Origin of the sequence: Mesorhizobium sp. B3-1-6 (assembly GCF_006439555.1) — a bacterium.
GTDB lineage: Bacteria > Pseudomonadota > Alphaproteobacteria > Rhizobiales > Rhizobiaceae > Mesorhizobium.
Map to the genome: position 1 here is coordinate 101,375 of NZ_VFTM01000013.1, position 26,787 is coordinate 128,161.

General features: G+C 64.3%; 32 protein-coding genes. 13 read left to right on the forward strand and 19 right to left on the reverse strand.

What is annotated here, in order from left to right:
* Positions 1–13: 13 nt before the first annotated feature.
* The 6 genes from FJ414_RS13915 to minC all read right to left on the reverse strand — a co-directional run bounded on the left by FJ414_RS13915 (position 14) and on the right by minC (position 5,124).
* Positions 14–571, reverse strand: a complete 558-nt coding sequence (locus tag FJ414_RS13915) for a hypothetical protein (protein WP_140644952.1) — start codon at positions 569–571, stop codon at positions 14–16.
* Positions 572–941: 370 nt separating this feature from the next.
* Positions 942–1,439, reverse strand: coding sequence for a hypothetical protein (locus FJ414_RS13920; RefSeq protein WP_140644953.1), 498 nt, complete (start codon positions 1,437–1,439; stop codon positions 942–944).
* Between the two features lie 384 nt (positions 1,440–1,823).
* Positions 1,824–2,711, reverse strand: coding sequence for a DMT family transporter (locus FJ414_RS13925; RefSeq protein WP_246672391.1), 888 nt, complete (start codon positions 2,709–2,711; stop codon positions 1,824–1,826).
* Between the two features lie 321 nt (positions 2,712–3,032).
* Positions 3,033–3,305 carry a cell division topological specificity factor MinE gene (gene minE, locus FJ414_RS13930; protein WP_140644955.1) on the reverse strand — a complete coding sequence of 91 codons (273 nt, stop codon included), beginning with the start codon at positions 3,303–3,305 and terminating at the stop codon, positions 3,033–3,035.
* Entirely contained in the window at positions 3,302–4,117 is an 816-nt protein-coding gene (minD, locus tag FJ414_RS13935; protein ID WP_140644956.1) for a septum site-determining protein MinD, read from the reverse strand. Before minD ends, minE begins: the two co-directional genes overlap by 4 nt.
* Before the next feature lie 104 nt (positions 4,118–4,221).
* Positions 4,222–5,124 (reverse strand): septum site-determining protein MinC, encoded by a 903-nt coding sequence (gene minC, locus FJ414_RS13940; protein ID WP_140644957.1) that lies wholly within the window; start codon positions 5,122–5,124, stop codon positions 4,222–4,224.
* A 183-nt stretch (positions 5,125–5,307) separates the two neighbouring features.
* Here minC and FJ414_RS13945 point away from each other — a divergent pair, with 183 nt between their 5' ends.
* Positions 5,308–5,739, forward strand: a complete 432-nt coding sequence (locus FJ414_RS13945) for an SgcJ/EcaC family oxidoreductase (protein WP_140644958.1) — start codon at positions 5,308–5,310, stop codon at positions 5,737–5,739.
* 103 nt (positions 5,740–5,842) lie between these two features.
* Positions 5,843–6,277, forward strand: coding sequence for a hypothetical protein (locus FJ414_RS13950; RefSeq protein WP_140644959.1), 435 nt, complete (start codon positions 5,843–5,845; stop codon positions 6,275–6,277).
* Positions 6,278–6,468: 191 nt separating this feature from the next.
* Here the strand turns inward: FJ414_RS13950 and FJ414_RS31460 are convergent, their stop codons facing one another.
* Positions 6,469–6,633: a hypothetical protein gene (locus FJ414_RS31460; RefSeq protein WP_181181612.1), complete on the reverse strand. Its 165-nt coding sequence runs from the start codon at positions 6,631–6,633 to the stop codon at positions 6,469–6,471.
* 345 nt (positions 6,634–6,978) lie between these two features.
* Here FJ414_RS31460 and FJ414_RS13955 point away from each other — a divergent pair, with 345 nt between their 5' ends.
* Entirely contained in the window at positions 6,979–7,230 is a 252-nt protein-coding gene (locus FJ414_RS13955; protein WP_140644960.1) for a DUF982 domain-containing protein, read from the forward strand.
* Positions 7,231–7,430: 200 nt separating this feature from the next.
* Here the strand turns inward: FJ414_RS13955 and FJ414_RS31465 are convergent, their stop codons facing one another.
* The 7 genes from FJ414_RS31465 to FJ414_RS13985 all read right to left on the reverse strand — a co-directional run bounded on the left by FJ414_RS31465 (position 7,431) and on the right by FJ414_RS13985 (position 9,471).
* Positions 7,431–7,580, reverse strand: coding sequence for a hypothetical protein (locus tag FJ414_RS31465; RefSeq protein ID WP_181181613.1), 150 nt, complete (start codon positions 7,578–7,580; stop codon positions 7,431–7,433).
* A 100-nt stretch (positions 7,581–7,680) separates the two neighbouring features.
* Entirely contained in the window at positions 7,681–7,863 is a 183-nt protein-coding gene (locus tag FJ414_RS13960) for a hypothetical protein (protein ID WP_140644961.1), read from the reverse strand.
* Positions 7,864–7,956: 93 nt separating this feature from the next.
* Positions 7,957–8,232, reverse strand: coding sequence for a DUF1488 domain-containing protein (locus FJ414_RS13965; protein WP_140644962.1), 276 nt, complete (start codon positions 8,230–8,232; stop codon positions 7,957–7,959).
* The gene (locus FJ414_RS13970; protein ID WP_140644963.1) at positions 8,229–8,555 is read right to left on the reverse strand and encodes a hypothetical protein; all 327 of its coding nucleotides are present in this window, start codon (positions 8,553–8,555) and stop codon (positions 8,229–8,231) included. Before FJ414_RS13970 ends, FJ414_RS13965 begins: the two co-directional genes overlap by 4 nt.
* Positions 8,552–8,788, reverse strand: a complete 237-nt coding sequence (locus tag FJ414_RS13975; protein WP_140645013.1) for a hypothetical protein — start codon at positions 8,786–8,788, stop codon at positions 8,552–8,554. The genes FJ414_RS13970 and FJ414_RS13975 overlap by 4 nt, the downstream gene beginning before the upstream one ends.
* A gap of 117 nt (positions 8,789–8,905) precedes the next feature.
* Positions 8,906–9,211, reverse strand: a complete 306-nt coding sequence (locus FJ414_RS13980; RefSeq protein ID WP_140644964.1) for a hypothetical protein — start codon at positions 9,209–9,211, stop codon at positions 8,906–8,908.
* Positions 9,208–9,471, reverse strand: coding sequence for a hypothetical protein (locus FJ414_RS13985; RefSeq protein WP_140644965.1), 264 nt, complete (start codon positions 9,469–9,471; stop codon positions 9,208–9,210). Before FJ414_RS13985 ends, FJ414_RS13980 begins: the two co-directional genes overlap by 4 nt.
* A gap of 581 nt (positions 9,472–10,052) precedes the next feature.
* Here FJ414_RS13985 and FJ414_RS13990 point away from each other — a divergent pair.
* The 3 genes from FJ414_RS13990 (at position 10,053) to FJ414_RS14000 (ending at position 11,965) form a co-directional block, all read left to right on the forward strand.
* Positions 10,053–10,262 (forward strand): hypothetical protein, encoded by a 210-nt coding sequence (locus tag FJ414_RS13990; protein ID WP_140644966.1) that lies wholly within the window; start codon positions 10,053–10,055, stop codon positions 10,260–10,262.
* A 46-nt stretch (positions 10,263–10,308) separates the two neighbouring features.
* Positions 10,309–10,500, forward strand: a complete 192-nt coding sequence (locus FJ414_RS13995) for a hypothetical protein (RefSeq protein WP_140644967.1) — start codon at positions 10,309–10,311, stop codon at positions 10,498–10,500.
* A 73-nt stretch (positions 10,501–10,573) separates the two neighbouring features.
* The gene (locus FJ414_RS14000; protein WP_181181614.1) at positions 10,574–11,965 is read left to right on the forward strand and encodes an FAD-binding oxidoreductase; all 1,392 of its coding nucleotides are present in this window, start codon (positions 10,574–10,576) and stop codon (positions 11,963–11,965) included.
* A gap of 38 nt (positions 11,966–12,003) precedes the next feature.
* On the opposite strand, the gene FJ414_RS14005 is transcribed toward FJ414_RS14000, so the two are convergent.
* Together FJ414_RS14005 and FJ414_RS14010 are read right to left on the reverse strand one after the other, a co-directional pair.
* A complete protein-coding gene (locus tag FJ414_RS14005; protein WP_246672392.1) occupies positions 12,004–12,873 on the reverse strand; it encodes a BA14K family protein in 870 nt (289 codons plus the stop codon).
* A 129-nt stretch (positions 12,874–13,002) separates the two neighbouring features.
* Positions 13,003–14,127, reverse strand: coding sequence for a KamA family radical SAM protein (locus FJ414_RS14010; protein ID WP_140644969.1), 1,125 nt, complete (start codon positions 14,125–14,127; stop codon positions 13,003–13,005).
* 146 nt (positions 14,128–14,273) lie between these two features.
* Here FJ414_RS14010 and FJ414_RS14015 point away from each other — a divergent pair, with 146 nt between their 5' ends.
* Positions 14,274–15,209 (forward strand): hypothetical protein, encoded by a 936-nt coding sequence (locus tag FJ414_RS14015; protein WP_140644970.1) that lies wholly within the window; start codon positions 14,274–14,276, stop codon positions 15,207–15,209.
* A 14-nt stretch (positions 15,210–15,223) separates the two neighbouring features.
* Here the strand turns inward: FJ414_RS14015 and FJ414_RS14020 are convergent, their stop codons facing one another.
* Together FJ414_RS14020 and FJ414_RS14025 are read right to left on the reverse strand one after the other, a co-directional pair.
* The gene (locus FJ414_RS14020) at positions 15,224–16,780 is read right to left on the reverse strand and encodes a serine hydrolase (RefSeq protein WP_140644971.1); all 1,557 of its coding nucleotides are present in this window, start codon (positions 16,778–16,780) and stop codon (positions 15,224–15,226) included.
* A 149-nt stretch (positions 16,781–16,929) separates the two neighbouring features.
* Positions 16,930–17,334 carry a VOC family protein gene (locus tag FJ414_RS14025; RefSeq protein WP_140644972.1) on the reverse strand — a complete coding sequence of 135 codons (405 nt, stop codon included), beginning with the start codon at positions 17,332–17,334 and terminating at the stop codon, positions 16,930–16,932.
* Between the two features lie 122 nt (positions 17,335–17,456).
* On the opposite strand from FJ414_RS14025, the gene FJ414_RS14030 reads away from it, so the two are divergent.
* The 3 genes from FJ414_RS14030 to FJ414_RS14040 all read left to right on the forward strand — a co-directional run bounded on the left by FJ414_RS14030 (position 17,457) and on the right by FJ414_RS14040 (position 20,972).
* Complete coding sequence (locus FJ414_RS14030; protein WP_140644973.1) at positions 17,457–18,161, forward strand: YafY family protein; 705 nt, start codon at positions 17,457–17,459, stop codon at positions 18,159–18,161.
* Positions 18,162–18,337: 176 nt separating this feature from the next.
* Positions 18,338–19,996, forward strand: a complete 1,659-nt coding sequence (locus tag FJ414_RS14035; protein ID WP_140644974.1) for an acyl-CoA synthetase — start codon at positions 18,338–18,340, stop codon at positions 19,994–19,996.
* An 82-nt stretch (positions 19,997–20,078) separates the two neighbouring features.
* Entirely contained in the window at positions 20,079–20,972 is an 894-nt protein-coding gene (locus FJ414_RS14040) for a hypothetical protein (RefSeq protein ID WP_140644975.1), read from the forward strand.
* A 36-nt stretch (positions 20,973–21,008) separates the two neighbouring features.
* On the opposite strand, the gene FJ414_RS14045 is transcribed toward FJ414_RS14040, so the two are convergent.
* On the reverse strand, positions 21,009–22,433 hold the full coding sequence (locus tag FJ414_RS14045; RefSeq protein ID WP_140645015.1) for a hypothetical protein: 1,425 nt from the start codon (positions 22,431–22,433) through the stop codon (positions 21,009–21,011).
* A 524-nt stretch (positions 22,434–22,957) separates the two neighbouring features.
* Here FJ414_RS14045 and htpG point away from each other — a divergent pair.
* From htpG to FJ414_RS14060, 3 genes are all read left to right on the forward strand, one after another.
* Complete coding sequence (htpG, locus tag FJ414_RS14050) at positions 22,958–24,844, forward strand: molecular chaperone HtpG (protein WP_140644976.1); 1,887 nt, start codon at positions 22,958–22,960, stop codon at positions 24,842–24,844.
* Positions 24,845–24,962: 118 nt separating this feature from the next.
* The gene (locus tag FJ414_RS14055) at positions 24,963–25,643 is read left to right on the forward strand and encodes a glutamine amidotransferase (protein WP_140644977.1); all 681 of its coding nucleotides are present in this window, start codon (positions 24,963–24,965) and stop codon (positions 25,641–25,643) included.
* 172 nt (positions 25,644–25,815) lie between these two features.
* Positions 25,816–26,769, forward strand: coding sequence for a serine hydrolase domain-containing protein (locus FJ414_RS14060; protein ID WP_246672393.1), 954 nt, complete (start codon positions 25,816–25,818; stop codon positions 26,767–26,769).
* Positions 26,770–26,787: the final 18 nt, after the last annotated feature.

The window sequence follows — 26,787 nt, forward strand, 5'->3', positions numbered from 1 at the left end:
AATTCTTCAACCCTCACAGGTTCAGCAGGCGTGACAGATCTTCCTCCGTCGCCTGCCGTTCGATGATGGTGCGGCCTTGCGCGTCCTTCATCTCGAAACGGCCGTTCTGGACCTGCTCCTTCATGCCGTTGCTATGGATGACGGTAACCTTGTCGCCATCGATCGAGAGCGTGTCGCCGGTTGCCACGTTGGTGTAGCTGTTCTTACCGCTAGGATCAGTATTGTTCTTACCGCCGGGATCGGTATTGCCCTTGCCGCTGTTGTTGCCCGGCCCGGCATTGGGGTTGCCGCCGCCGGCATTGCTGTTGCCGGAATTGCCGCCGGCATTGCTGTTTCCACTGTTGCCGCTATTGCCTGAGTTCGAGCCGCCGGCGGAACCCGAATTGCCGCCACTGCCGTTGCCGCCATTACCACCGTTCCCGCCGCTATTGCTGTTGCCGGCATCGGCCGTGGCTACGGCAATCCTCGGCGAACCCTCAAAGATGACGTGCCAAGGCGCAACGGTCAGCGCCAGCGCGCTAAACGCGCGCAGCGCGAGCCAAGCAAGCCTGCTGAAGAGGCGGTTTCGCATATTTTCTCTTCGTTCCGGTTCTGCCTCGGCATGGCCGAAGTTCCGCTCACGGCACAGCCGAGGCGGAACCGGTGTCTTGACCAGGGCAAGAATTCACATCCGGCGAGGCGACGAAAGCGGCCCACGACCCATGCCCCGGCCAGTCGGACCATTTCCGGCGCCATGGCTGACCAATGTCGCAACGGACAGGTCTTGCCGCGCAAAAAATTACCCCCGCACGAAGGCGGGGGTAAGGTGAGTAGCCAAGTTCTACCGCAAGACGATCAGGACCGCAGAGACGAAGCAAAAGGTGGCAACCTGATTTTGCAGCGCTGACCTCCGGTCCCTTAAGATCTAATCCCGATAAAACCTCGCTCTCACAAACTCTGTCTCACAGATTCTTCAGGCGATTGAGATCGGCCATGGTGGCTTTCCGGTCGACGATGGTGCGTCCGTACTTGTCTTCCATCCTGAACCGACCGTTCTCGATCTTCTCCTTCATTCCATTGCGGTGCGTGACCTGGATTCTGTTGCGTGTGGCCTCGACCTTGTCGCCGGTTATAGCATTGACGTGACTATCGACATCGGCGGTGCTTGCCGCGCTGGCGCTGCTGTTGCCATTGTCGCTGTTGCCATCATTATTGCCGTTGTTTCCGCCGCTATTGCCGTTGCCGTTCCCGCTGTTGCCGCCGCTGTTGCCGTTCCCGCCGCTGTTGCCGCCGCCGTTCCCGTTTCCACCGCCGCCATTACCACCGCCACCGCCGCCTTTGCCGGCATAGGCCTTGGTCACGACGAGACCATCAATGGAGAGACTGAAAGGCGTGACGACAAGCGCCAACGCTGCCAGTGCTGGCAAGACTAGCCTGCAGCCCCCGCGCGACGCGCGCATTCCGCTCTCCCCATGCCAACCCTTCAGCCCGTCGGCCGAACTACCCCACCGGCAATGTCGCAGCATAAGCATCCCCAATCGGCAAGGCATAAGGAAGTGGCCCACGACCCTTGTCTTGTCCACTCGGACCTATTGCAATTCTTTCATAGGACCTAAGTCTTATTTCAACCACTGGGTGCGGCCGAACATTGCCGCCGCAGAGGTGCATTTTCCAAAGCCTACCAATTCCGAGCAGCGGGCTCCGAAGCGGTTCACTGTTTCACGGAAACGGCAAACCACCGCGCCTCCTTGTTTTGAAGCAGCTCCGGACGGAAGGCCACGGCGAAGCGCCGGGCCTGACCGCTTCGCGCATTTCCAGGAATCGCCTTGGTTCGGAAGATGGATTCAGGCCGGCAACGGCATCGGCCGCCGCGCCGCAACCGCCGTGCCGAAAGCGGCGGCAATGACGGCGGCGACGCCTGCGCATTGCAAAAGGTCGAGCTTCTCATGCAGGAATAGAAAGCCCGTGAGCGCGCCGCCCGCCGGCTCCAGGCAGACCAGCATGCCGTAAACTTTGGCCGGCATGCGGACCAGCACCAGCATTTCCAGATAGAAGGGCAGCGCGCTGGAGAACAGGCCGACCACGGCGGCGCCTGCCATGATGTGCGGATCGGTGAGATAGGCCTGAGCAGCGTTGAAGCCGAAGGGCAGCGCCAGCACGGCGGCGATCGCCATGCCGTAGGCGGAGGTGCGCACGCCGAGTTCGGCGCCGGCCTTCTGCGCGAAGATGATGTAGAGCCCCCAGCAGGCGCCGGCCGCCAGCGCCAGCGCCACGCCTGTCGGATCGAGCCCGCGGCTGATACCGGCAAAGGGCGACAAAAGCACGATGCCGACGACGGCCAGCGCCACCCAGACAAGGTCGAGCAGGCGCCTTGAGCCGAGCGTGGCGACGAACAGCGGCCCGGTGAATTCGAGCGCCACGCAGACGCCGAGCGGAATGCGCTGGAGCGCGGCATAGAACAACATGTTCATGGCGCAGACGGTGATGCCGTAGGCGGCGAGCCAGGGCAGGTTTTTGCGCGAGGGCAGCACTTTCCAGGGCCTCAGCACCGCCGCCAGCATCAGCGCGCCAATGGCGAGCCTCAGCATGGTCGTGCCTTCCGGGCCCAGAACCGGGAACAGCCCCTTGGCAAAGGCGGCGCCGACCTGCACGGAGAGCATTGCACCGAGCAGGCCAAGCACCGGCATGGCGCCGACAGGGGCCTGTTGGTTAGCCTCCTGTGCTGCGGTCAATCCTGGCTCCATCCCTGGTTTAGATATGGAGATAGGACGCGGGCGCCACGCTGTCGTGAGGCAGCGGGAGGCGGATCGATGGGGCAAGGGGAGCGAGGCTTGTCGCCTTCGCCGTCCCAGGGCGGAGCAAGGAGCGAAGCAACGCGCGCAGACTCGAGGATCTAGCCGTTACGCTAAAGCGTTGCAACGATTGTAGAATTCTCCACGGCCGAACTCGTGGCAAGGTCACGGAATGGATCCTCGGGTCAAGCCCGAGGATGACGAGCGTCAGGGCACACCCCCCTCCCCGATCCGCTGCGCGGATCGGCCTACCCCATCAACTCACCCCGCCATGGCGAGCGGCGCGGCGCTCTTGTTGGGGATCTGGATGTCGATCTCCAGCGTCGACATGGTGGCGCCGCGATCCATCGAGACCTGGAGGTAGTCCTGGTCGATCTGCACATGCCTGGCAATGACCGCCATGATCTCCTCGCGCAGGATGGAGACGAGATCCGGCTGGCCGCGGCTCTGGCGCTCATAGGCGAGCAGCAGCTGCAGCCGCTCGCGCGCTACCGGCGCGCTGGTGCGCCGCTTGAAGAGATCGAGGATGCTCATGCGGCCCTCCTTCCGAGAAGCCGGTCGAGGAAGCCCTTGCGTTCGAAGGGGACGACCACCGGCAGGTCCTCGCCTTCCAGGCGTCTTGCCGCTTCGAGATAAGCCTTTGCGGCACCATTGAGTGGTTCCGAGAGCGTGACAGGCGAGCCGAGGTTGGAGGCCCGCAGCACATCCTGGCTTTCCGGTATGATGCCGAGCAACGGCGTGGAGAGTATCTCCAGCACGTCGTCGATCGACAGCATCTCGCCGCGCGAGGCGCGCGCCGCGTCGTAGCGGGTGACCAGCACGTGTTTTTGCACCAGCTCGCCCTGCTCCGCCTTCATGGTGCGGGCGTCGAGCAGGCCGATGATGCGGTCGGAGTCGCGCACCGACGACACTTCCGGGTTGGTGACGATGACCGCCTCGTCGGCGAAGCGCATGGCGAGTTGGGCGCCGCGCTCGATGCCGGCAGGGCTGTCGCAGAACACGTAGTCGAACACCGAGCGCAGCCGGGCGATGACCTCGGCCACGCCCTCTTCGGTCAGCGCGTCCTTGTCGCGCGTCTGCGAGGCCGGCAGCAGATAGAGCGTCTCCAGCCGCTTGTCGCGGATCAGCGCCTGCGACAGCTTCGCCGAGCCCTGGATGACGTTGACGAGGTCGAACACCACGCGGCGCTCGGCGCCCATGATGAGGTCGAGGTTCCTCAGGCCGACGTCGAAATCGACCAGCGCCACCTTCTTGCCGGTCTTGGCCACGGCGGCGCCGAGCGCGGCCGTCGAGGTCGTCTTGCCGACGCCCCCCTTGCCCGATGTGACCACGACTACCTTGCCCATATATCCAGCCTCCATTGGCGGTTTTTATTCTCTGCCGTGCGCGGCACGGCGGACTCGTTAACAACTTTGGCACGCGAAACCGGTCCGAAGCTTGCGCCGCCGGACTAGCCGAGCGGCACCACGCACAGCGCATCGTTGTCGAGGAAGGCCTGCACCGCCTTGCCGCGCGAGACGCCTTCCATCTCCTCGGCCGTGGTGTACCAGCCATCGACGGCAAGCAGCTCGGCCTCGTTCTTGCGGCAGAAGATGCGCGCCGAAATATTGCCTTCCGAGCCGGCGATCGCGCGGCCGCGCAGCGTGCCATAGACATGGATCGAGCCGCCGGCGACGATTTCGGAACCGGACGCGACCGAGCCCAGCACGATCACGTCGCCATGCGGATGGAAGACCGACTGCCCGGAGCGGATCGGCGCCTTGATCATCAAAGTGCCGGCCGAAGGTACCGGAACAGCGCCCAGCCCGGGCTTTTCCGCTTCTGCCTGGGCCGGCTCGATCCTGACTGCTTCCAGCCTCGCCAGTTCGGGGTCGACCGGTTCATCGCCGGACATCTCGATAGGAGAAACTTCCGCCTGCTCCACCTCCGTGGCCGACTGGGTCGTCTGAATAGCCTGCACCCGCTCCCCGGCGGCGGTCATTTCGAGTTCTTCCGCTCGCGCCTTGCGGGCTGCCCGGCCGAGCAGTCCCTCGGCGGTCGCCTCCTTGGCGCCGGCGAGCAGAGGCGGCAGCTCGGGCCCGAGCTCCGCGCCTTCCAGTTCGATGGCGTAGACGCGGATGCCGCGCGAGCCGAGCACGCCGACAAGCGCGCCAATCTCCTCCGGCCCCGGCTGCAAAATGTTCAGATCCAGCACCACCGGACGCCCGTTGAAATAGCCCGGCGAGTTGGCGATCCAGTGATCCAATCCCTCCAGCCAGTCGGCGATCGGCGCCTCCGGCGTCAGCGTGAAAGCGACGAACGAACGGGCGCGAAAGCGGATCGATTTGTTGTGCAAAGGGGCGGCGAAGGTCACGTCCAAGCGAATCCTTACTCAATGGTTAAAGGGTGCCGGGGCAATGGTTAACAAAAGGTTAATTTTGGGGATTGGAGCCGTTAACAACTGACGCGGCTGAGTTCTGTGGCAGCGCGGTGACAGGGCTTGCCGATGCCGCTATCGTCTCATCCCAAGCTGGCGCAAAGCAAGGGAGATCATGTCATGAGGTTGGAGGTCGGCAGACCAGAGGATGCGGCCATTGCCTTTGCCGATGCCTGGAACAGACATGACATGGACGACTTCACGGCGCTGTTTTCCGAGGATGCCAATTTCGTCAATGTCGTGGGCATGTGGTGGAAAAGCCGCGCAGAGATCGAAGCGGCGCACCGCGCGACTCATGGGACTATGTTTCGCGACAGCCGGTTGGAGGGTGTCGTCTCGTCCGTAGTCGAGTTGTCTCCTGGCCTTGCATCGGTGCACTATAGATGGACCCTGACCGGCGCCTCTGCTCCGGATGGCTCGCCAGCCGGAACACGGGAAGGCATCCTGCTTCTGGTGGTGGGGAAGGAACAGGCCGGCTGGCAGATAAAGGTGGCCCAAAACACCGACATTGTGCCAGGGGCGATCGCTCCCCCTGCCAACGCGAGGAGATAGCGGCCAAGCTCGCAAGGCGTGTGAAGCGCCTAATATACGAAGCGATGCGCGCGGACCATCCTCTTGCCCGAGACTTTCCACTCTCTTCAGGAAGGAGACGGGCATGGGCATCGATCGGCAAGACAGCAAGCGAGCAGGCAAGACAGGGGCCGCCATGGTAGCGCTGATGCTGCTTGCAGGATGTATGACGCACCAGCCAACTGGCACGGACGCATACCGGACGAGCAGCATAGACCAATGGCTGACGACCGACGATGCCGACAAGGCGGTCAGCGCGATGAGCGCCAAGGGCATGATGCCGGCGACCATCAACTGCCGGTTCGCCGACACCACGCCTGGCAAGGTGGCCTACCGCTCGAAATTCACCTGGAAACGGGCGCCTGCAAACACACGCTACCATTGGGAAGTCGGCGACCCGGCCTATCTCGCCAGCAAGGATGTCGCATCCAGCAGGGTTGGGCTGCGCCGGACGTTCGCGAAGACGGTGCGGGACCCGGCCACGGGGCAGAAGGTGGGGTGCTCGATCTGGGTGAGCTAGGTCTGCTGCGGGATCGGCCGTGGCTACGATGGCTGGAAGCGTCGCGGCAGAGTACGTCGTCGCAGACGCGATGATTGAGCTGCTCCAGCCAGTCGGCAATCGGCGCCAGCGTGCAAGCGACGAAAGAACGCGCAAGGATGCAAGTGGATTTGTCGTGCAAGGGGCGTCGAATGCCAGGCGCATGGACCCGACTATGATTTCCCGGCCTTGAGCGCCTTTGCCTCTCTCACAAGAGATGGCCAGTTCAGGCCGACAAGATAAATGAGTTCGAGCGCCTGAGCTTCGGTGATGCCGGTCTGCCGCACTAGCCGCTTGACGATATCGTCAAGCGTCGGCTGGCCTTTGTCGCGCGCCATTGCATTCCCCTTTCGTCCCCAACGGCTCTCGCTTCTCGATAGTTCCGCTAGCCAGGCAGGAAATGTGGGCGCACAGTGGACTCTCGCTGATGCGGCGAGGACAGTCCGGCTTGACCTCTTGCTAAACGGGTCGGGCTGTCCAGCAGCTTCGCTTCGGACGGTCCAGAAGCTTCGCTTCGGACGGTCCAGAAGCTTCGCTGTCGCTTCGTATGGATATGGACCCGCGTTCGCGCGTCTAAAATATTTTTTGTTTCGCGCGGCCCGAGCGACCCGATTGAGGTCGCCTTTCGACAGGTCCGTAAGAACAATGCTTGCTATGTTGGGGGCGCCGGCCTAAGCCCAGCAATGGCTAATGAAAAATTCGACCAGCCAGTGACGGTTGTCGCCGAGTTGACTGGCGGCGGGCACGAGACAATCGGCGACGCGGCCGCGTGCCTGGACTTCCTGCTCAGAAGATGGCGCGGCAAACGCAGCGAAAAGCATCGTGCGGCCGTTCAGGCCTGCGCGGATACCAATAGTGGGCGCCGCCCGGCCTCATTCGCGCGAAAGGCGTTCATAGTCGCCGCCCGCGAGGCCGCTATTCTGGTGACCTCCTAAGGCTCCTCACGTGACCTGAAATTCCTGTTTTCAATATCGATGATGTCGCCGCAATTTTCGCACTCCATCTGGGTGTGAGTGCGAATCCAGCCTACGCGTGTTTTGGCCTGGTGGTGGCACCGAGGGCATTCGACATCGATTTCGAAGTGGTCGGACTCTCGCTTTGTCATCGCAGTCCCCAAGGCTGGCCTGACGCGGCATCATCCGTTGTCAGTATTCCGCTCCCGCTCGTTTTCCTGCTCCACTACCTTGCCTTTCGCCTCTTTGGCCGCGAGCTTCGCCTCCTTCTTTGCCGCTTTCGCCTGATCGCGCTTACTGCGCTCGTATCGATAGTTGGGCTTCATCGCCATGGCATTTCTCCCGCTGGATCATTGTACGGCCTGGATTTGGGTATGCCTGGGGTCGCAACCGGTCATAGGATAGAAGGCCCAAACGGACGGTGGCGGAATATCAAATCAGGCGATTGCGTTCCGCGATCTCGCGTGCCCGCCTGACTGTCCCGACGGTGTCCGCGAGTTTGCGCCGCGCTGCCTCGTCCTTCCTGATCGTCAGCCGCACTGGCATGATGTCTGAGCGCCTCACGACCGGCTTGATAGCGACCGGCGGTGCCTCGGGGGTTTTCATCGAACGCATCGGCGTTATCCTTTCACGTAAGACGACAGCCAGGGGGACTGCCAGCCGCCGCATCGTGCCTGCATGCTCGTTCTTTCGATATCGGCTCCCCGCCTATCGGAAACCGGTGGAGGTCAAGGTGTAGGAGTTCCGCCGCTCGCGCGCATAAGCCTTGCTTGCGGCGTCTTGGATGGAACTGCGCAACGCGTCGAATGCCGAAAGGTACGCGTTCTCGGCAGTTTCCCTGCCGCCAGGATGGTCGCCAAATGTGCCTAATGCCTCTACTTCGACGAAAAACCGGACCTGGAACATACCGTCATGCCCAATGAAGCATACGGCGTTCCGCGTCTCGTCGAAACTTCGGCTGGGATTTGGAAAGGCAAGCGTCATGTTTGATCTGCCCGCGTTTCGGTATGTTCAAGTGCCAACCGGGCCCCATTCCATTCCTTTCGGCCCTCGGCATTGCGACGATTGAGATCCAACATCCTCCTCGTCGCATGCGCATGGGTAAGACCGACCATCGGAACGCCGTCGACATAGGCGGGAATTCCCGTGAAGACGTGATAGACGGTCCAGGAATGATCAAATTCGACGCGGCGACCATATTGAAGGTCGCTGAAGTCATGGCCCAAGATGCCGCCGTTATGTCGCGAGCCGCCGAATACGGCATTTTGAACCCGCTCGGTTTCGTCGTTGGGGATGGTTCTGTTCATACCCGTCTTTCCCCGCCTCCCTGCGCGGCAATGATCTCCGAATAGAGGGCTGCGCCATCGGCTTCGGAGATCGTGACGGCGTCCGGCCATTGCGGCATGTTCAGCGTCCTCGCCAAGAGCCGCGCGATCGCGATGGCGTTATCGAGGTCGGCCGCCAGCGCCGTCTCGCGGCCGATGACGGCACGCGCGTCATCGGCGACACGCGTGCGATAGAATTCGATCACGACCTTCATCGGGGTCCGCCGCGCCATCAGTCCTTGGCCTTCGCCTGGGCATTGATGACGGCGCATTCGATCTGGTTGCCAAACAGACTTTCCTGCTTCGGCTTCCTGGCCTCGCGGTTGGAACGCTTATGTGCCCTGGCCATGTCCGAACGTCCTTTCGATGAGGGCAATGCCATTGTCCGATGCCGGCGTCTCGACGCGCTCCAAACTGTCCTCGGTCACCACGCGCTCATGCGGTTCGCCGTCGCTGCGGATGCGGTATTGTGGGGAGCTTCCCTTTGGCGGCAGTGTGCCGGTGACACGATAGATTTCGTCAGTCTTCGGACCGGCGCCAACACCGCCCTTCAGCCGGACCGCTTGTCCGATGTCAAAAAGACGAGGGGGAGCCCCGTGCTGGATGGGGCGTGCGTTGCGTTGCAAGAGGGTTGTCATGGTTGTCTCCCGTCCTCGACGAGCGCGACCTCGAGCCTGGCCGGTTCGATCGGTACCATTTGCCGCGTGGACTCTTTTGCGGAGATCGCCGGCAGGTGAACGAAGGCGGCCACGCGGCGCCATGCGCTGCGCGAAGCCCCTTCGAGGGATTCCTCGTCGAGATCGACGCGGTAGTCGCCGGGCGGCTGCGGCGCATCGAAGCCCGGCAGCATAAACGCCGCATTGAAGCGAACGACGGTCGGCGTGGTGCGAGTGGTCACTTGCGGCTTCCTGCGGAAACGCGCGCATGCGCCTTCCGCTTCAATTCCAGCCGAACCGCCGAAACGATGTCCGACGCTGCCAGTACATCCGTGGTCAACGCCGGCATCATTTCAGGGTTCAAACGAAGCGAGTTGCCGCGCCGGGAGCGGCGCAGTGCATTCGCTATCGAAAATTCGGAGGCGGATGGCGAGGCTTCACTATGACGAAAGCCACCTCGACCAAATCAACGAATTTTATGTATGCACCCCAATTACGCTGCGAACAAGATGGCGGACGCGCTTTATTTTTCCTGGTTAAATAAAAAAGCGTCGCTTGGACACTGAAAAACAAACAGAAATTCTTCTCATCCGCGCTGATATTTTCCGAGTCTCGTAATTATTCCGCCCGATATTTTTACGGAATCCAGCTGTTGATTTCGGCATTCCTATCTATCGCCCTTCAGGCCGTCTATAAAGACAGGCATCCTCGCCTTTGCCGACACAGGAAGAAGCACCCTTGAAATCCGCTCTCCCAAACAATCGCGTCATCCGGCGCGCCGCTCCCGGCACCCGCCACCACCTCGATACTCGGGGTCCTCTCCATGCCTGAACCGACGCCTCACGCCTTCGGCAAATTTGACGCCAAGGCGCCGGCCGCCGTGACGGAGCCAGCCAGACCGAAGCGCCTGGAGAATGCAGCGGCGCGCGGGCTGGCGGCGCTCTCTTCACACGGATCGCTCGCCTTGAAGCTGTATGTGATGCTTTGGATCGTCGCCTTGGCGGTGTCGGTATTTGTCATAGTGAAGGCCTGACAAGGTCGGCCCGTCGCCTGACGCACAAACGAAAAGGAATGTGAGCATGGCAAACCGTTACGCGCTTCGAATGGACCGGCCAAACAGCTGGACCGTCTTCGACATCTTCACCGGCCAACCTGCCGAGGTCGAGCAGAAGATCATGGTCGGCATCAGGACACGCCGCGCCGAAAAGCTGGTTGTCGAACTGAACATCCAAGACGTCAAACGACGGGAAGACGCTCACAGGACATCCTGATCCCGCCAAGGCGGGTGACTCACATGCTTTGCTGCATCTATAGGGTAAGGATTCCTGGATGGAGCCAGCCAGCGTGAGCGACGACAAAGCCCTCATCACCTCCCTTCGCATTGCCTGTGCTACCTCGACCATCTGGAACGCCGCCGAGCTCGCGTCGCGCGATCCCGGCTTCGATGCCCGCAATTTCGGCGCCTCGGCGCTGGTGCGGCCGCGCGATGTCGAGGGTGTTGCGGCACTGGTCAAGTTCTGCACGGAGCATGGCATCAGCCTTGTTGCCCAAGGCGGGCGCACGGGGCTGGCGGGCGGGGCGGCGACCTGCTCCGGCCAGGTGATCTGCGATCTCGGCGGGCTGAACCGGATCGAGGAGATCGACCCGTTCGCGCGCGTGGCGATCATGCAGGCGGGCGTGACGCTCGGCGCGCTGCGGGAGGCGGCGGCCCGGCATGGGCTGGACCCGGGCATCGACCTTGCCGCGCGCGGCAGCGCCACGATCGGCGGCATGGTTTCCACCAATGCCGGCGGCATCATGGCGTTTCGCAACGGCACGATGCGCCACCGCGTGCTCGGCCTGGAAGCCGTGCTGCCGGACGGGCGGGTGTTTTGCGATCTCACCCGGGTGCTCAAGACCAGCGCCGGCTATGATTTGAAACATCTCTTCATCGGCGCGGAGGGCACGCTGGGCATCGTCACCCGCGTGGCGGTGCGGCTCGATCCGGTTGCCGGCGCCAGCGCCACCGCGCTTGTCGGCGTGCCGGACGCCGCCAGCGCGCAGCGCATCGTGCGGCATTTTCTGGGCTCGACCAGCGCCCGGCTCACCGGCGCCGAGATCCTGTGGCGCAATTTCGCTTCGCTCATGCAGCGGGCGCTGAACTATGCGCCAGGCAGCCTGCCCCTCGACGCGCCCTGCCTTCTGGTGCTGGGGCTCGGCGCCGACAGCATCGAGGCGGCTCGACAAGTGCTGGAGGACGGGCTGGCGGCGGTCTGGGAAGAGGCCGGCATCATCGACGGGCTGGTGGCGAGCTCCGAGGCGCAAGCCGCCGCGATGTGGCGGCTGCGCGAGGAGACCGAGCAAATTGAGCGCGCGCATCCCATGGCGCCCTCCTTCGACGTGTCCGTGCCGGGCGGCGGGCTGGATCAATATGTGGCGCGCATCGCGGCGGGGCTGAAGACGCTCGACGCCTCTTATGCACCATACGTCTACGGCCATCTCGCCGACGGCAATCTGCACATCTCGATCAATTGCGACGGGCCGGTCTCGCATGAGCGGCACGCGGCGATCGAGGACGTGCTTTACGAGGGTCTGCGCGAGGCCGGCGGCTCATTCTCGGCCGAGCACGGGGTCGGGCTGGAGAAGCGCGACGCCTATGAGCGGCACGCGGACCCGGTGAAGCGGGATTTGGCAAAGGCGATCAAAGAGATGATCGATCCGGGTAATGTGATGAATCCGGGAAAGGTCGTAGGGTGAGGTTGGCGGCCCTAGCCTTTCGGAGTGCGACTCTTCCCCTACTCGCACTGGCGGCGCGGACCGCCGTCGAAGGGCTGGTAGGAGTTGTCCTGCGGGTCGTAGGAGCGGTAGCGGCTGAAGCAGTAGTCGACGTGGTCGCCCGATACCGGGCGACCCGATGCCTGTTCCCGGGCGGCCTCTGCCTCGGGCGAAATCTCTTCCGGCGGGCCGCCATAGGTGGTGGCGTAGCCGTCGGCCGACGGGGCGTAGCCTTCCATCTCGGCCTGGTCGTCGCTCATCTGATCGTCGCTCGTCCGGTCGTCAGGCATGGCGTTCTGGCGATCGCTCGCTGCTGTCTGGTCATTCTGGCCTGCGCCCGTCGAGGCGGTGCGGCCGTCGCCGGGATCGTAATAGGGTGAGACGCAGGGGCGCAGCTCGCCGCTGTAGGAGCGGTAGCTGTTTTCCGCCGGGCGGTAGCTGCGATAGCGGGTGGCGCACCATTGCAAGTGGGCGACGGGCAATTGCTGCTGCTGCGCCTGCTGATCGACTGTCGCCGGCTGTTTGGCCACGCCGGCGTCGGGCGCTGGCTGGCCCGGGCCAGAGACGTCGGGCAATGGCTGCAGTGGCGGCGCCGCAGGAGGCGCCGTGGCCCCGCCAAGCGCCGCCGTCTGCGTTCCGCTATCCGTCTTGGCCGGCTCGCCAGTCTTGGCGGGCGCAGCCACTACCTGTCGGGCGGGAATGCGTTGAAGGTTCTGTTCCTGCCGATCGACCGGCTGGGCATCCTTCGTCCAGAGCTCGGAAACGCCGATCGCAGGCGTTGCCTGCCGCACCGGCTTGGCGGCGAGCAGCCAGGTGGCGAAGGCAAGCCCGCTGGCAAACACGGCCAGGGTCAACACGAAGCCGCCGGCAATTCCCAACAAAGCCTTCACGCGACGCTCCTTCAGCTCCCTCTCATAGAATGCAGGGCGCGGGATGGAGTTCCTTGTGCTGCGCAATGGGGGCCAAAGTCGGGCGGGCACGCGCAGTCGCCGAACGCCGGCAACGCAGATCGTGGCGGTCTAGACAATCACTTCCTTGTACTCCCGCACCTTGCCGTCCTGGCCGCTGATCCGCCAGGTATCGCCTTCGCGGCCCTCGATATGGCTCGCCGCCAGCGCCACCTTGCCGCCGCCATCCGGCAGGTCGATGACATAAGTCGGGTTGCAGATGCCAGAGAGGCGCCGGCGCAGTTCGGCGACCAGCGCCTGGCCTTGGGCAATCGTGGTGCGGCGGTGCGCCATGCCGCGCGCGAGGTCGCCGTGGTGCAGATAATAGGGTTTTACGCCCAGCCGGTACATCAGCTCGCGGCAGAGCTCCTCCAGCACCTCGACCTTGTCGTTGACGCCTTTCAGCAGGACGCTCTGGTTGAGCAGCACGAAGCCCGCCTGCCGCATCGTGCGGCAGGCCGCCTCGGCTTCGGCGGTGAGCTCGCGCGGATGGTTGAAGTGGGTCACAACAGTCACCATCAGCCGGCCATGCAGCGCCTCGACCAGGCCGAGTGTGATGCGCGACGGCAGCGCCACCGGCACGCGGGTGTGGATGCGCAGAAGCCTGAGATGCGGGATCGCCTCCAGGCGGGCGCGGATTTCGGCCAGCGCCTTGTCGCGCAGCGACAGCGGATCGCCGCCGGTCAGGATCACCTCGCGGATTTCGTTGTGTCCGGCGATATAGGCCAGCGCCGGCTCCAGCGCCTCGCGCGTATAGCCGCGGCCGATCGAGGTCAGCGACTCTTTCCTGAAGCAGAAGCGGCAATAGACCGCGCATTGATAGGTGGGGAACAGAAGCACGCGGTCGGCATGGCGGTGCGTCAGCCTGGACACCGGGCTGAAGGCATGGTCGCCGATCGGATCGTCGAGCTCGCCCTCGGCGGCGACCAGTTCGTCGGGCGACGGGATCACTTGGGCGCGGATCGGGTCGTCAGGGTCGTTCCAGTCGATCAGATCGAGATAGGGTTTGGGCACGCGCACCTTGTGCGCGGTCGCGGCTTCCTGCGCGGCGGCGCGCTCGGATGGCGAGAGCGGCAGGGACGCGAGGTCGCGGACATGGCGCACACCGGCGCGGACGTCGTCTTGCCAGGCGGCGCCATTTTTTCGGGCGGAATTAGGATCGCCCGCGGCGGCCGGTTCTCTGAGGTCTGAGGTCATTGGGATCTCGGGTGGCAATTCGCGCGGGATATCGGCCCGATCGACGGCGGGGTCAATGGCGAGCGACGTCGCGGCTCCAGCAGCACCATAGGTATTTGAGCGAAATAGCTTTAGTCTGCGCTCTCAGGGGCTTCGGGGCGACACAGATGAATTTCAGCGCAGGTCATGGCTACCTCCTCATCGGCGGTCTCATCCTGGTCGGCGCGGGACTGCTGATCCTCTCGCTGATCGTCAATCTGCGCGTAGCCCTCAGCGTGCGCGACGACGTGCGCCACCGCGAAAAACTGCTGGAATACTACCGCAACGTCTTCTCGCAGCTGGGGGTGATCCTGATCGGCATCGGCGTCTCGCTGTTCATCTTCTTCTTCCAGCAGAACTACCAGGACCAGCGCAAACGCGAGACCGAGCTGCAGCAGGTGCTCGCCAAGCTCGCCGCGCGCATCGCCCGCGGCGCGCCGGTCATGCAGTCGCTCGATGAGTTCGACGAGCTGCTGGATGAGGGTGGCCCGTATCTCAGCCCCGATCTCGGCGGCAACAACACCGCCGTCAGCCTACAGGGGACAGAGCTCGGCAAACAGGCGGCCAAGATCCTCCTGGTCGAGCGCGACGTCGATCTTGGCGACTTCGAAATACTGAACCTGTCGCGCGATTTCGAATCCTCCTTCGTCGTCAATGAGCTTGATCCCAGGCTGTGGTTCGACATCGTGCGCGACGAGAGCGAGATCAAATACGCCACCACACAGCTTGCGCTCGACTACAAGGACCTGCAGCAGACGATCGGCGGCGAGCCGGCGCAGACAGGGGTCGCCGATCCCGAAAAGGAACGCAGGATCAAACAGGAGGTGCTCGACATCTTCTACGATGCCGACTTGCTGCGCCAGCGCGCCAGAAGGCATCTGGCCCGGGCCTGCTGGCTTTTCAGCCAGGGGCGCGGCTTCGTCAAAGCTGTCCCGGTCGATGAGATCGAGGCCGATGCCAAATCGCACCAGCAATGGCTCGACCGGTCGAAGCCGGTGCTGACGCAGTCGAAATCAGGCAGCGGCGACTGTTTCGCGCTGCTCCAGTACGGGCGGGCGTCCTGACCGCCCGACCGCTTTCAATCGGGGATACGCCGCAGCGTGCCCATGTGATTGTCGTCGAGGAAATCGATGGTCATCGCCGACGCTTTGCCGTCGGGGCCGACGGCAAAGCTGACGCCGGCGGGCCTGTCGGGTGTCTCCGCGTCAGGGAAGGTCATGAAGCGGTCGCCGTCGAAATGCGCCAGCGAATAGGATCGCGCCCCTGACGGTCCGAGCTTGAGCACAAGGCCCTCGCCGGCGCCCGACACCACGGCATCGCCGATGAAGTCGTTGGCATAGCGGCCGGCATAGGCGCCGGCGCGCCGGGACGGGGTCGGCCTGGACGGCGGGCTAGCATAGGCGGCCTTGGCCGCCTCGATCATCGGGCCGAACAGCCCGACATAGATGCCGTTCCACGCCGCGATCCAATCTTTCTCGACTTTACCGTCGAAGACGAGATCGGCGAAGCTGTCGGACAGCCCCTCCGGCACTCCTGTCGGAAAGGCGTTGGCGAGGATGACGATACCGAGCTTCTCCTTTGGAAAGATCGTCACCAGGGTGCGGGCGCCGACGCTGAAGGCGCCGGCATGGCTCCAGCTCAGGCCGTGCCGGCCGAATTCGATGTTCCAGCCAAGGCCGTAGAAGGATTCGCCGCCGGAGACCGGGTTCTTGCCGCGCGTCATCAAGGGCACGTGGGTCTGGTCCAGCGCATCGGCGGCAATCAGGGTCTTGCCGGCATAGGAGCCGTCGCCGAGCAGGAGGCGTACCCATTGCGCGAGATCGCGCGCGGTTGAGCTGACGCCGCCGGCAGGCGCTTGGGCGTCCGGATCGCGCCTGATCTTGGCAGCCCAGGCGCCGTCGACCCTGACGTGGAGCGCGGCGCGATCGGCGCGCCTCATGAAGTCGGCGTGACGGGAGCTGGTCGAGGCCATGCCGAGCGGACGGTAGAGTTTCTCCTCGGCGATTTCTTCCCACGGCTTGCCTGTCGGTTTGGCGGCCGCGACGGCGCCTTCGGTCAGTCCAAAATTGGAATAGGAGTAGCCGGCGCGAAAGCTCGACGATGGCGGCACGAAGCGCAGGCGGTGGAGGATCGTGTCGCGATCATAGCCTATGTCCTCGAGATCGTCTCCAGCGGTGCCTGGAAGCCCGCTGCGATGCGAAAACAGGTCGCGGATGGTGAGCTCACTGGTTGGATAGGGATCGGCAAGCCGGAAGGCCGAATCGAGGTCGACGACCTTGGAATCCCAGGATACCGCTCCGTCGCTGACCAGCGCGGCTACGACCGTGGCCGAGACCGGCTTGGAGAGCGAAGCGATCTGGAACACCGTGTCGGCATCGACGGCCTCCGGCTTTCCGGCTTCGCGATGACCGAACCCCTCGAGAAAGACCACCTCGTCGTCGTGCACGACGGCGATGGTGAGGCCGGGAACATCACCATTGGCGACGGCGCCTTGCGCCAGCACTTCGAGCCTGGATAGCGCGGCAGTGATCCGCTCGGGCGTGATGGGGTCAGCCGCCGCCGCATGGGGCCAAAGTGCGAGCCCCGCGACGACGGCCCAAATCCTGAAACGCCAGAGATTCCGATCAAGCCGCATGCGCGCCCTCCCCTCCCTGCATTTACCAGGCCATAGTACAGGGTGGTGGGCACGCGGCCAATCCTTGCACAACTATCCTCCGCAGCAGCTTTGGAGGATGGGCAGGAGGGGAAACACTGGCGAAATGCGCCCGCCCCTGTCGATCTGCCTCACCGCTCGAACTTCCTGATCGCCTCAGCCTTCACCGGGGTGAAGAAATTCACCAGATTGCCGTCGGGATCGCGAAACAGAAGCGAGCGGTTGCCCCATGGCATGGTGGTGGGCGCCTGCACCAGCGCGCCATCGATGAAACCGCCCAGCCGACGGTAAGCGTCATCGACATCGGCGACGCGGAACTCGACGATGGCGCTGCGGTTCTCGGCGGGGCTAGCGACATGGTCGCCGCCGAAGAGTAGAAGCGTGCGCGTGCTGCCGATCGCCAGCGTGCCGGCCGCGGCGACGAGCTCGGCGAAATCCTCGGTGTAGAGCGTGAGCTTGATGCCCGTGACCGTCTCGTAGAAGGCGACAAGCCGCTTGACGTCGGTGGTGATGATGCGGGTCGAAACGAAATTCATTTGGTCTTCTCCGTGGACTGGCCGACGAAGAAATCTTCGCGGCTCGACGCGCCCGTTCAGGCACCCTGCCCCGACTTGTGGACCAGGCCTGCTGCCACCATAGTGGCAACAGGAGACATGCCTTGCGCCGCGCCGACAGACTGTTTCAGATCATCCAGATCCTGCGGCGCTCGAGCCGGCCGATCACCGCCGGCCAGATCGCCGAAGAGCTCGAAATCTCGCGCCGCTCGGTCTATCGCGACATCGCCGACCTCATCGGACAGCGCGTGCCGATCCAGGGCGAGGCCGGCCTCGGTTATGTGCTCGACCGCGACTACGACATGCCGCCGCTGATGCTGACGCCGGACGAGCTGGAGGCGGCGGTGCTCGGCGCGCAATGGGTGGCCGACAAGGGCGATGCGGTGCTGGCGGGCGCGGCGCGCGACCTGATCGCCAAGATCACCACCGTCGTACCCGAGCGGCTGCGCCCCTTCGTCAGCCAGCCCAGCGTCGGCGCGCCGCTCAGCCGCGCGAGCCTGCCCGACGGGCTGGATATCGCGCGGGCGCGGGCCTCGATCCGCAACGGCCACAAGATCCGTATCTTCTACCGCAACGAACAGGGCGACGAGAGTGAGCGCGTCGTCTGGCCGACGATGATCGGCTATGCCGAAACGGTGCGGCTGCTCGCCGCCTGGTGCGAGCTGCGCCAGGATTTCCGTCATTTCCGCACCGACCGGATATCCGCCGCGACTTTTCTCGACGAGCGCATCGGCTGCCGGCCGGCTGAGCTGCGCGGCCGCTGGAAACGGCACATGGAAGCGCAGGGAATTCAACTGCCGCAAAGCTAGCTGGCCACTAACTTGCTGGTTGGAAACGCTTTGAGCGGCGAAAGCTTGCGTTCCTTCGCGCAACCGTCGTCGCCTCACTCTCGACTTTCGCCGCAATCGACCCGCGTCCTCTTTTCATGCAATCTCCTTCAGCGGCGACGGCACGGGGAGATATGCGCCGCCGAGGGAGGATTGCCATGACCAAGACGCCAGCGCGGCCGCGCTATGAGGATGCCGTTGCGCAATTCCGCATCGAGGACGAGATCGCGCGCCTTCACGGCGACCCGGCCACCGGCATCAACGCCTATGTCGAATGCTGCGGCCGCTATACCGGCGAGAACCGGCTGGCGCTCCGCGCGATCTCGGCTGGCGGCGAATTGCGCGAATATTCCTTCGACGACCTCGCCGACATGTCCGGCCGCGTCGGCACAATGCTGAAGGAGCTTGGCGTACGGCCCGGCGGTGTCGTGGCGGGCATGCTGCCGCGCATTCCCGAACTGGTGGCGCTGATCCTCGGCACGTGGCGTGTTGGCGCCGTCTACCAGCCGCTGTTCACTGCCTTCGGTCCGAAGGCGGTCGAGCATCGCCTGAGCTACAGCAAGGCCAGGCTGGTGGTGACCAACCCCGCCAACCGCGCCAAGCTCGACGAGGTGGAGAACCGTCCGTGCATCGCCACCATCCTTGGCCGCGGCGACATGCTGCCCGCCGGCGACATCGATTTCCGCGCGGCGCTCGTGACCGCCTCCCCGGACTGCGAGCCCGTGATGCGCAAGGGCCCGGACCTGTTTATGATGATGTCGACCTCCGGCACCACCGGGCATCCGAAGGGCGTGCCGGTGCCGCTCAGCGCGCTGCTCGCCTTCGGCGCCTATATGCGCGACGCGATCGGGCTCACGCCCGACGACATCTTCTGGAACATCGCCGATCCCGGCTGGGCCTATGGGCTCTACTACGCCATCACGGGGCCGTTGCAGCTCGGCATCGCCACCACCTTCTATGAAGGCGCCTTCAACGCCCAATCGACCTACGACATCATCGAGCGCCTGGGCGTCACCAGCCTCGCCGGCTCGCCGACGGCCTATCGCCTGCTGATGGCGGAAGGGCCCGAGGCCGCGGCGCGCGTCAAAGGCAGGCTGCGCGTGGTGAGCAGCGCCGGCGAACCGCTCAACCCGGAAGTGATCCGCTGGTTCGACGCCAACCTCGCCGCGCCGATCCACGACCATTACGGCCAGACCGAGAACGGCATGATGGTCAACAACCATCATGGGCTGGCGCATATCGTGCGCACAGGCTCGGCCGGCTTCGCCATGCCGGGATACCGCATGGTGGTGCTGGATGACGAAGGCAACGAGCTCGGCCCCAACCAGCCGGGCGTGCTCGCGGTCGATATCGCCAGATCGCCGCTGCGCTGGTTCGGCGGCTACCACGAGGCCGAGACGCCGGCGATCGTGGGCGGCTATTACCGCACCGGCGACACGGTGGAATATGAGCCGGACGGCTCGGTCTCCTTCATCGGCCGGGCCGATGACGTCATCACCTCGTCCGGCTACCGCATCGGGCCGTTCGATGTCGAAAGCGCGCTGATCGAGCATCCGGCGGTCAATGAGGCGGCGGTGGTCGGCGTGCCCGATCCGCAGCGCACCGAGGTCGTCAAGGCCTTCGTGGTGCTGGCGCCCGCCTTCAAGGGCAGCGAGGCGCTGGCCGAGGAACTCGCCCAGCATGTGAAGAAGCGGCTGTCGGCGCATTCCTATCCGCGCGAGGTCGAGTTCGTCAGCGAACTGCCGAAGACGCCAAGCGGCAAGATCCAGCGGTTCCTGCTGCGGAAGGCCGAGGTGGAGAAGCGCAAAGCGGAATAAAGATTTGCCGCTGCCTTGATTTCCGCCACGCAAAAGCCGCCAAGTCGGGCGATGGCTCGCAAGGGTTACCTTGGGGTGCAGCATGCGGTTGGTTTTAACGCTTCTCTTTGCACTGGCGGGCAGCACGGCGCTCGCCGCCTCGCCGGAAGACGATTACGTCGCGGCGCGCGACAAGGCGATTGCCGACATCACCGCGCAGGAAAGCGCGAACAGCGCAATCGAAACCCTCGATGCCCAGAACGAGAAGGCGCTGGCCGACCTGCAGCAGCGTCTCGCCGCCATTCTCGGCCCGCTTGCGGTCAAGGGCTTTCCAACGACGGGCACCATGAACATCGAAAGCCTCAACGCTTCCGACATCGGCTATGGCATGCTGGACGGGCTGCGATATGCCCAGAGCGACGACGGTCCGAGCATCGTCGTCTCGACGCGCGGGCTGACCGAGCGCTGGCTCAAATCCAAATCGGCCGAAACGGAAGCAGATTTCAAGCTGCCCGCCGATATCGGCGCGGCGCTGAAGCTCGACAGTTTCTACACCCAGGCCATCGGCAGCGACGCGGCATTCTCCGGCACGCTCGATTTTTCGCTGAAGAAGCCCGACGGCGCCGATGCGGCGGTCGCCCGGCTCGGTGGCTGGACCCAGGATGTCGGACCGATCTACGACCAGCACGTCGTCGTGGCGGTCGTGAAGGGCGATCGCGTGCTGATTGCCGAAGCGCCCGCCTCGCCCGCCGTGCCGAAGATCGCGGCGTGCGGTTCGCTGTGGGCAGCCGCCGACGCCGCCGCGCAGAAAACCCAGCAGAGCGATGATGGCGCGGACCAGGACGACTCGACCGCCACCGATGCCGCCAACGCCGCCTGGGAAAAGGGCGACGCCGACTACCGCGCCTGCATGGCCCAGCGCCTGCCTGGTGACCCGTCCTTCCCGGCGCTGCTCAAGCAGGCGCAGGATCTTGCCGACGGCATGGCGGGGCAATAGCCGGCAGAGCGATCTCCGGAATTACGCAGCGATTTCTCAGCTTCCGTTTGCCCGCATGTTGCGCCGAGCAACACGCCGGGCGGTGGCGCGCCCCGCTTCCGCGATGATCCCATTGGCCTGAGGCGGGGCATCCTTGCGCGACCTTGCGTCGGTCACCCTATGCAGCCGCTCGTAAGGCAGCAATTCCCGGATGCGGGCATTGAGCGCTTCGACTTCGGCGTGCAGATCCTCGCATTCCTGCTTCTGGATATCGAGCTGGATCTGCTCGGACGCCTGCTGCAGCGAAAGCTGTGAGAGATTGGTGCTGACCGCGGACAGGTTCTTCTTGTCGGTTTCGCTCTCGTCCTTGAGAACGGCGAGCCTTTCCTCCGCAATCTGGCGTTCGGTGACGGCATCGTTCAACTGCGCCCTGAGCCTGGCGATCTCGGCCGTGGCTTCGTCGTTGTCGGCGGAGACGTGATCCAGGCGCGATTGCAGTTCCTGGATCTCAGCACGCAAACCGCGCATTTCCGCCTGACCGCGCGCCAGTTCGGCGGCACTGTCGCTTTCGGCGATCCGCGCCATCTCGGCGGTTTCGGCAAGCTTGGTTTGCGTTGCCTCCAGCGTTTTCTGTAGTCGGGTTTCCTCTTTTTCGTGGTTGCCGAGTTGAGCCATCAGCTCGGCGATGTGAGCGGTTTCGCCGGCGTGGGTTGCCGCGAATTCGTCGAACCTGTGCCGGGCCTCCGCCTCGCGCTTTTGCGCCTGCTCCAGATCGACCGAGAGGCCGACCTGCTTTTCGCGCAGCAGCTTGTTCTCGGCGCCGCGTCTGTCGAGCTCCACTGTTTTGGCCGCCAGAGCCTTGGCGATCTCGCCGAACTCCGTCTCGCGCCTGGTGCTCTCGTTGCCCATCTCCACCAGCTCCAGGCGCACGGCCGCAAGCGCTGAGCGCAGTTGCTCCCGGTCCTGAACGAGACTCGCCTCGCGCTGCTGCCACGCCTCGGCCGCGCCGTCGCGTTCGCGCTGCCTGCGGGCGGCGTCAAGCAGTTGTTCTGAAAGCGTTTTGTGTTCCGTGGTGAGGGCTAGGTTTGCCAGTTCCAGCTCGTTGGAGCGCAACACGTCGCGATGGAACACGTTGAGGACTTCGCGCGTCATATGGTGCGCGGTGGCAATCTCCGCCAGCTTCGCCTCGATCTCCTGCAGATGGCTCTGGCCATCCCGGAAAAGCCCGGCGACGGCCTCCAGCGCGGCCAGCCGCGTCTGGGTATGCGGTGTCAGCCGCGATGTCGCTGTGCCGGACGGCTCTTCGGCAGGCGGATTCTCGTCGCTTGCCACCAGTTCCTGGCCGGCAACGGCATCGTCCTCCGAGGGCTGCTGTTCATCATCTTTAAGAACGTCCTCGAATGCTTCCGCCAGATCCGATTGGAGTTCCTGAAATTCCTTATCGACGTCCTCGGCCCGCTTGATCAGAGACTTGAAATTCATCACGGCACATTCCTTACGATCGACGACACACCTTTTACGCTCGCCCCAAGCGTACTTAACGAATTGCTAATCTATCCCTTTACCTTCGGTTCGGGAAGCCTGGGCAAAGGAAACCAGAATTAAGGTTATCGCCGGTCCCAACCTTATGCGGTTCCGCCCTAGGTGATCCCTTCTTCCGCTCTTAACATATGTTAGTTTTCTCTCAGGGCAGGTGCTGAAAGCATGCTCAGCAAAAGGGAAAGACAGCGAGCTGCTTGTCATCATTCACATGAGCGATGCGAAGACTTTCAAAGCCACAAACGAGCACTAAAAACAGAGTCCCCCTGCCGACCCGATCGCAGAGCGTTCGATGGAGTCGGCTTTCCACATACCTCTCGCCGCCTCTTGTTGCCTTCCCCTCGCATCCCGATATTGTCCTGCCGAAGCCGGTCCCGCCCGGGCCGCGGCACAATTGAACAATCGTGGGATGAATCCCTGAAACGCCTCTGGCGCGTCAGGCAGAGTGGAGATTTGGGAAAGTCGAGATGACGGATCAGAATACGGAAACCAGGACATTCGAGGCGGACGTCTCGCGGCTGCTGCACATGATGGTGCATTCGGTCTATTCGGACCGTGACGTCTTCCTGCGCGAGCTGATCTCCAACGCGGCCGACGCCTGCGAGAAGCTGCGCTTCGAGGCGGTAAGCCGGCCCGAGCTTCTGGGCGACGATGCCAAGCCGCGCATCACCATCGCCGCCGACCCGGACAACAGAGACCTTGTCGTCGAGGACAATGGCATCGGCATGAGCCGCGACGAGATGGCGGAGGCGCTGGGCACCATCGCGCGCTCCGGCACGCGCGCCTTCCTGGAGCGCGTAGAGGCCGGCAAGGCGGCGGAAGACACGCAGCTCATCGGCCAGTTCGGCGTCGGCTTCTATTCCGCCTTCATGGTCGCCGACCGGGTCGACGTCATCAGCCGCCAGGCCGGCAGCGAGGAGGCCTTCCGCTGGTCGTCCGACGGCAAGGGCACCTACGAGATAGCGCCGGCGCCGCTCGAGGCAGCACCCAAGCGCGGCACGCGCGTGGTGCTGCATCTGATGGAGGACGCCTCCTCCTACACCACGCCCTACCGGCTCGAGGGCCTGGCGAAGTCGCAGTCGGGCCATGTGCCCGTGCCGATCACGCTTGTCGAGAAACCCGGCGCCGAGCCGCGCGACATCGCCGACGGCACGGCGATTTGGGTGCGCACGAAGAGCGAGATCAAGCCGGAGGAATATACCGACTTCTACCGCAGCATCGCCGGCCAGTATGACGAGCCGGCCTCGACCATCCATTTCCGCGCCGAGGGCCGGCAGGAATACAGCGTGCTCGCCTTCGTGCCGGGATCGCGGCCGTTCGACCTGTTCGACCAGGACCGCAAGGGCCGCATGAAGCTTTATGTGCGGCGCGTCTTCATCACCGACGACGCCGACGTGCTGCCGCGCTACCTGCGCTTCGTGCGCGGCCTGGTCGATTCCGCCGACCTGCCGCTCAACGTGTCGCGCGAGATGATCCAGGAAAGCCCGTTGCTCGCAGCGATCCGCAAGGGCGTGACCAACCGCGTTCTCGGCGACCTCGCCAAGACGGCCGAAAACGATGCCGAAGCCTACGCCAAAATCTGGGAAGATTTCGGCGTCGTGCTGAAGGAAGGGCTTTACGAGGACTACGAGCGGCGCGAGCAGCTGCTGAAGCTTGCCCGCTTCCGTTCGACGACTTCAGGCGAAGGCTGGCGCAGCCTTGCCGACTATGTTGGAGCGATAAAGGAAGGCCAGAAGGCGATCTTCTTCATGGCCGGCGACGACCGCGCCCGGCTGGAGGCCTCGCCGCAGTTGGAAGGCTTTCGCGCACGCGGTATCGAGGTGCTGTTGCTCACCGACCCGGTCGACAGTTTCTGGGTGACGATGGCGCCGGAGTTCGACGGCAAGCCGTTCAAGTCGGTGACGCAGGGCGCGGCCGAGCTTGCCGATGTCGCGCTGCCCGAGGACGCAGCAAAGCCGGACACCGAGACGCCATCCGACATCGCGACGTTCCTTGCCTTCGTGAAGACCACGCTCGGCGAGGAGGTGTCGGACGTGAAGGCCTCCGACCGGCTGACCGAAAGCGCCGTCTGCCTGGTCGCGCCGGAGCATGGCCCGGACCGCCAGTTCGAGCGTCTGCTCAACGCCGCCGGCCGGCTCGACAAGGCCGCCAAGCCGATCCTCGAGATCAACCCGCGCCATGAGCGCGTGGCGGCGCTGGCAAAGCTCGGCGACGAAGAAAAAGCGTTCAAGGAAGACGCAGCGCACCTGCTCTACGACGAGGCGCGCGTGCTCGACGGCGACAAGCCGGCTGACGCCAAGGCCTTCTCGGCGCGCCTGGCGCGACTGATCGATCGCGGGTTGGCGAGAGGGTGAGCCCCCCGGCGCCGCGCTGCGCGGCCTGCCGGCGTCCAGTCGGAACTGGGCGCTGGCACATTTTCGGCAGCCCGCTTAGCTTTATCGTATTCCCACGGCATGAGCGGCAGGTGTTCCTATGAAGCGCATTGTTCTGGTCAGGCACTCGGAAGAACCGGGGGACGATCATGTCCAGACGACGCTTGAGGCGAACGGCCATGCGATCACGACCGCGATGCCGTTCAAGGGCGATCCGATCGACCTCGGGTCCGTCGATGGAGCGGTGATCTATGGCGGTCCGTTCAATGTCTTCGACACCGACATACACCCGTTCCTCAACGACGAAGCCGCGCTGATCGAGCATTGCCTGGACAAGGACCTGCCGCTGCTCGGCATCTGCCAGGGCGCGCAGCAGATCGCCTGGCATCTCGGCGCCGATGTCGGGCCGGTGGAAAGCGGCATCCGGGAGTTCGGCTATTTCGAGATCACGCCGACAGCCGAAGCCGGCGATTTCCTCGACCGGCCGCTCTTCCTGCCGCAGAACCATTTTCATACTTTCGCCGTGCCGGCCGGCGCCGTGCATCTCGCTTCGAGCGACACGTTCCCCAACCAGGCGTTCCGGATCGGCGATAAGACCTATGCGCTGCAATTCCATGCCGAGCAGGGTCCGGCCGGCTTTCGGCGCTGGCAGGAACGGCAAGGCGCGCCCTACGGAACGCTCGGCGCGCAGGACCGGGACGAACAGGACAGGTTGATGGCGGCCCACCACGCAGCGCAGCTTGCCTGGTTCAGCGGCTTTGTGACCAAGCTGTTCGGTTGAGGCGCATTTGGTGGGAATTCGCGCATGACCATAGACGGCGTCTGCGATCCGCGTTTTGCCGGAGTGCGCGATGCGTTCGCCTGGTGTTTCGCTCAAGGCCTCGAGCATGGCGGCGGCGTCTCGGTCGTGGCCCACGGCAGGACCGTCGTCGATCTCTGGGGCGGCCATGCGGATGCCGCGCGCACCCAACGTCTGGTCTTCGACCAAGGGCGTCGTGGCGCTGGCGATCGCGATGCTGGTGGAGCGCGGCAAGCTGGATTATGCCGCACCGGTGGCGCGCTATTGGCCGGAATTCGCGGCGGGCGGCAAGGAGTACATCACGCTAGACCAGGTGATGTCGCACCAGTCCGGGCTGAACGGTCTCGCCGTGCCGATGGATGAGGCTGGCCTGCTCGCCTGGGTGCCCTATGCCGACGCGCTTGCCACCATGTCGCCGCTATGGGAGCCCGGCAGCCGCTGTGTCTACCATGCCCTGACCTACGGCCATCTTGCCGGCGAGGTGCTGCGGCGTGTCGACGGGCGCAGCATCGGCCGCTTCATCGCGGAAGAGATCGCAGTCCCGCTTGGGGCCGATTTCCATGTTGGCCTGCCGCAAGCCCAGGATTCCCGTGCCGCCGAGATGATCAAGGGCCCGAAGACGTCCGATTGGGTCGACTTCGTGCGCGCTTCTCCCTTTCCCCACGCATGCGACAACCCAACGCCCCGCGCATTGGCGCCCAACGACCGCGCCTGGCGCGCCGCCGAGGTGCCGGGCGGCAACGGCCAGTCAACGGCGCACGCGCTGGCGCGTATCTACGGCATGATGGCGGCGGGCGGGAGCTTCGAGGGCAAGCCCCTGATCGGCCGAGCGGCGATCGAAGAAGCCGCGAGGCCGCGCTTTCGCGGCATGGACGACAGCTTCGCGCTGCCAGCCGCCTTCGCCGCCGGCTATCAGATCGAGGATCCTGTCTATGCCCGCCGCGCATCGCCGCAGACATTCGGCCATACCGGCTGGGGCGGCGCCATCGGCTTTGCCGACCCCGGCGCCGGCGTTGGGTTCGGCTATGTCGCCAATCGCATGGTGGGGTTCGACGATGTGGACCCGCGCCGCAAGGCCCTGATCGACGCCGTCTACGACGCGCTCTGACGCCAGATGAAGCGCTGT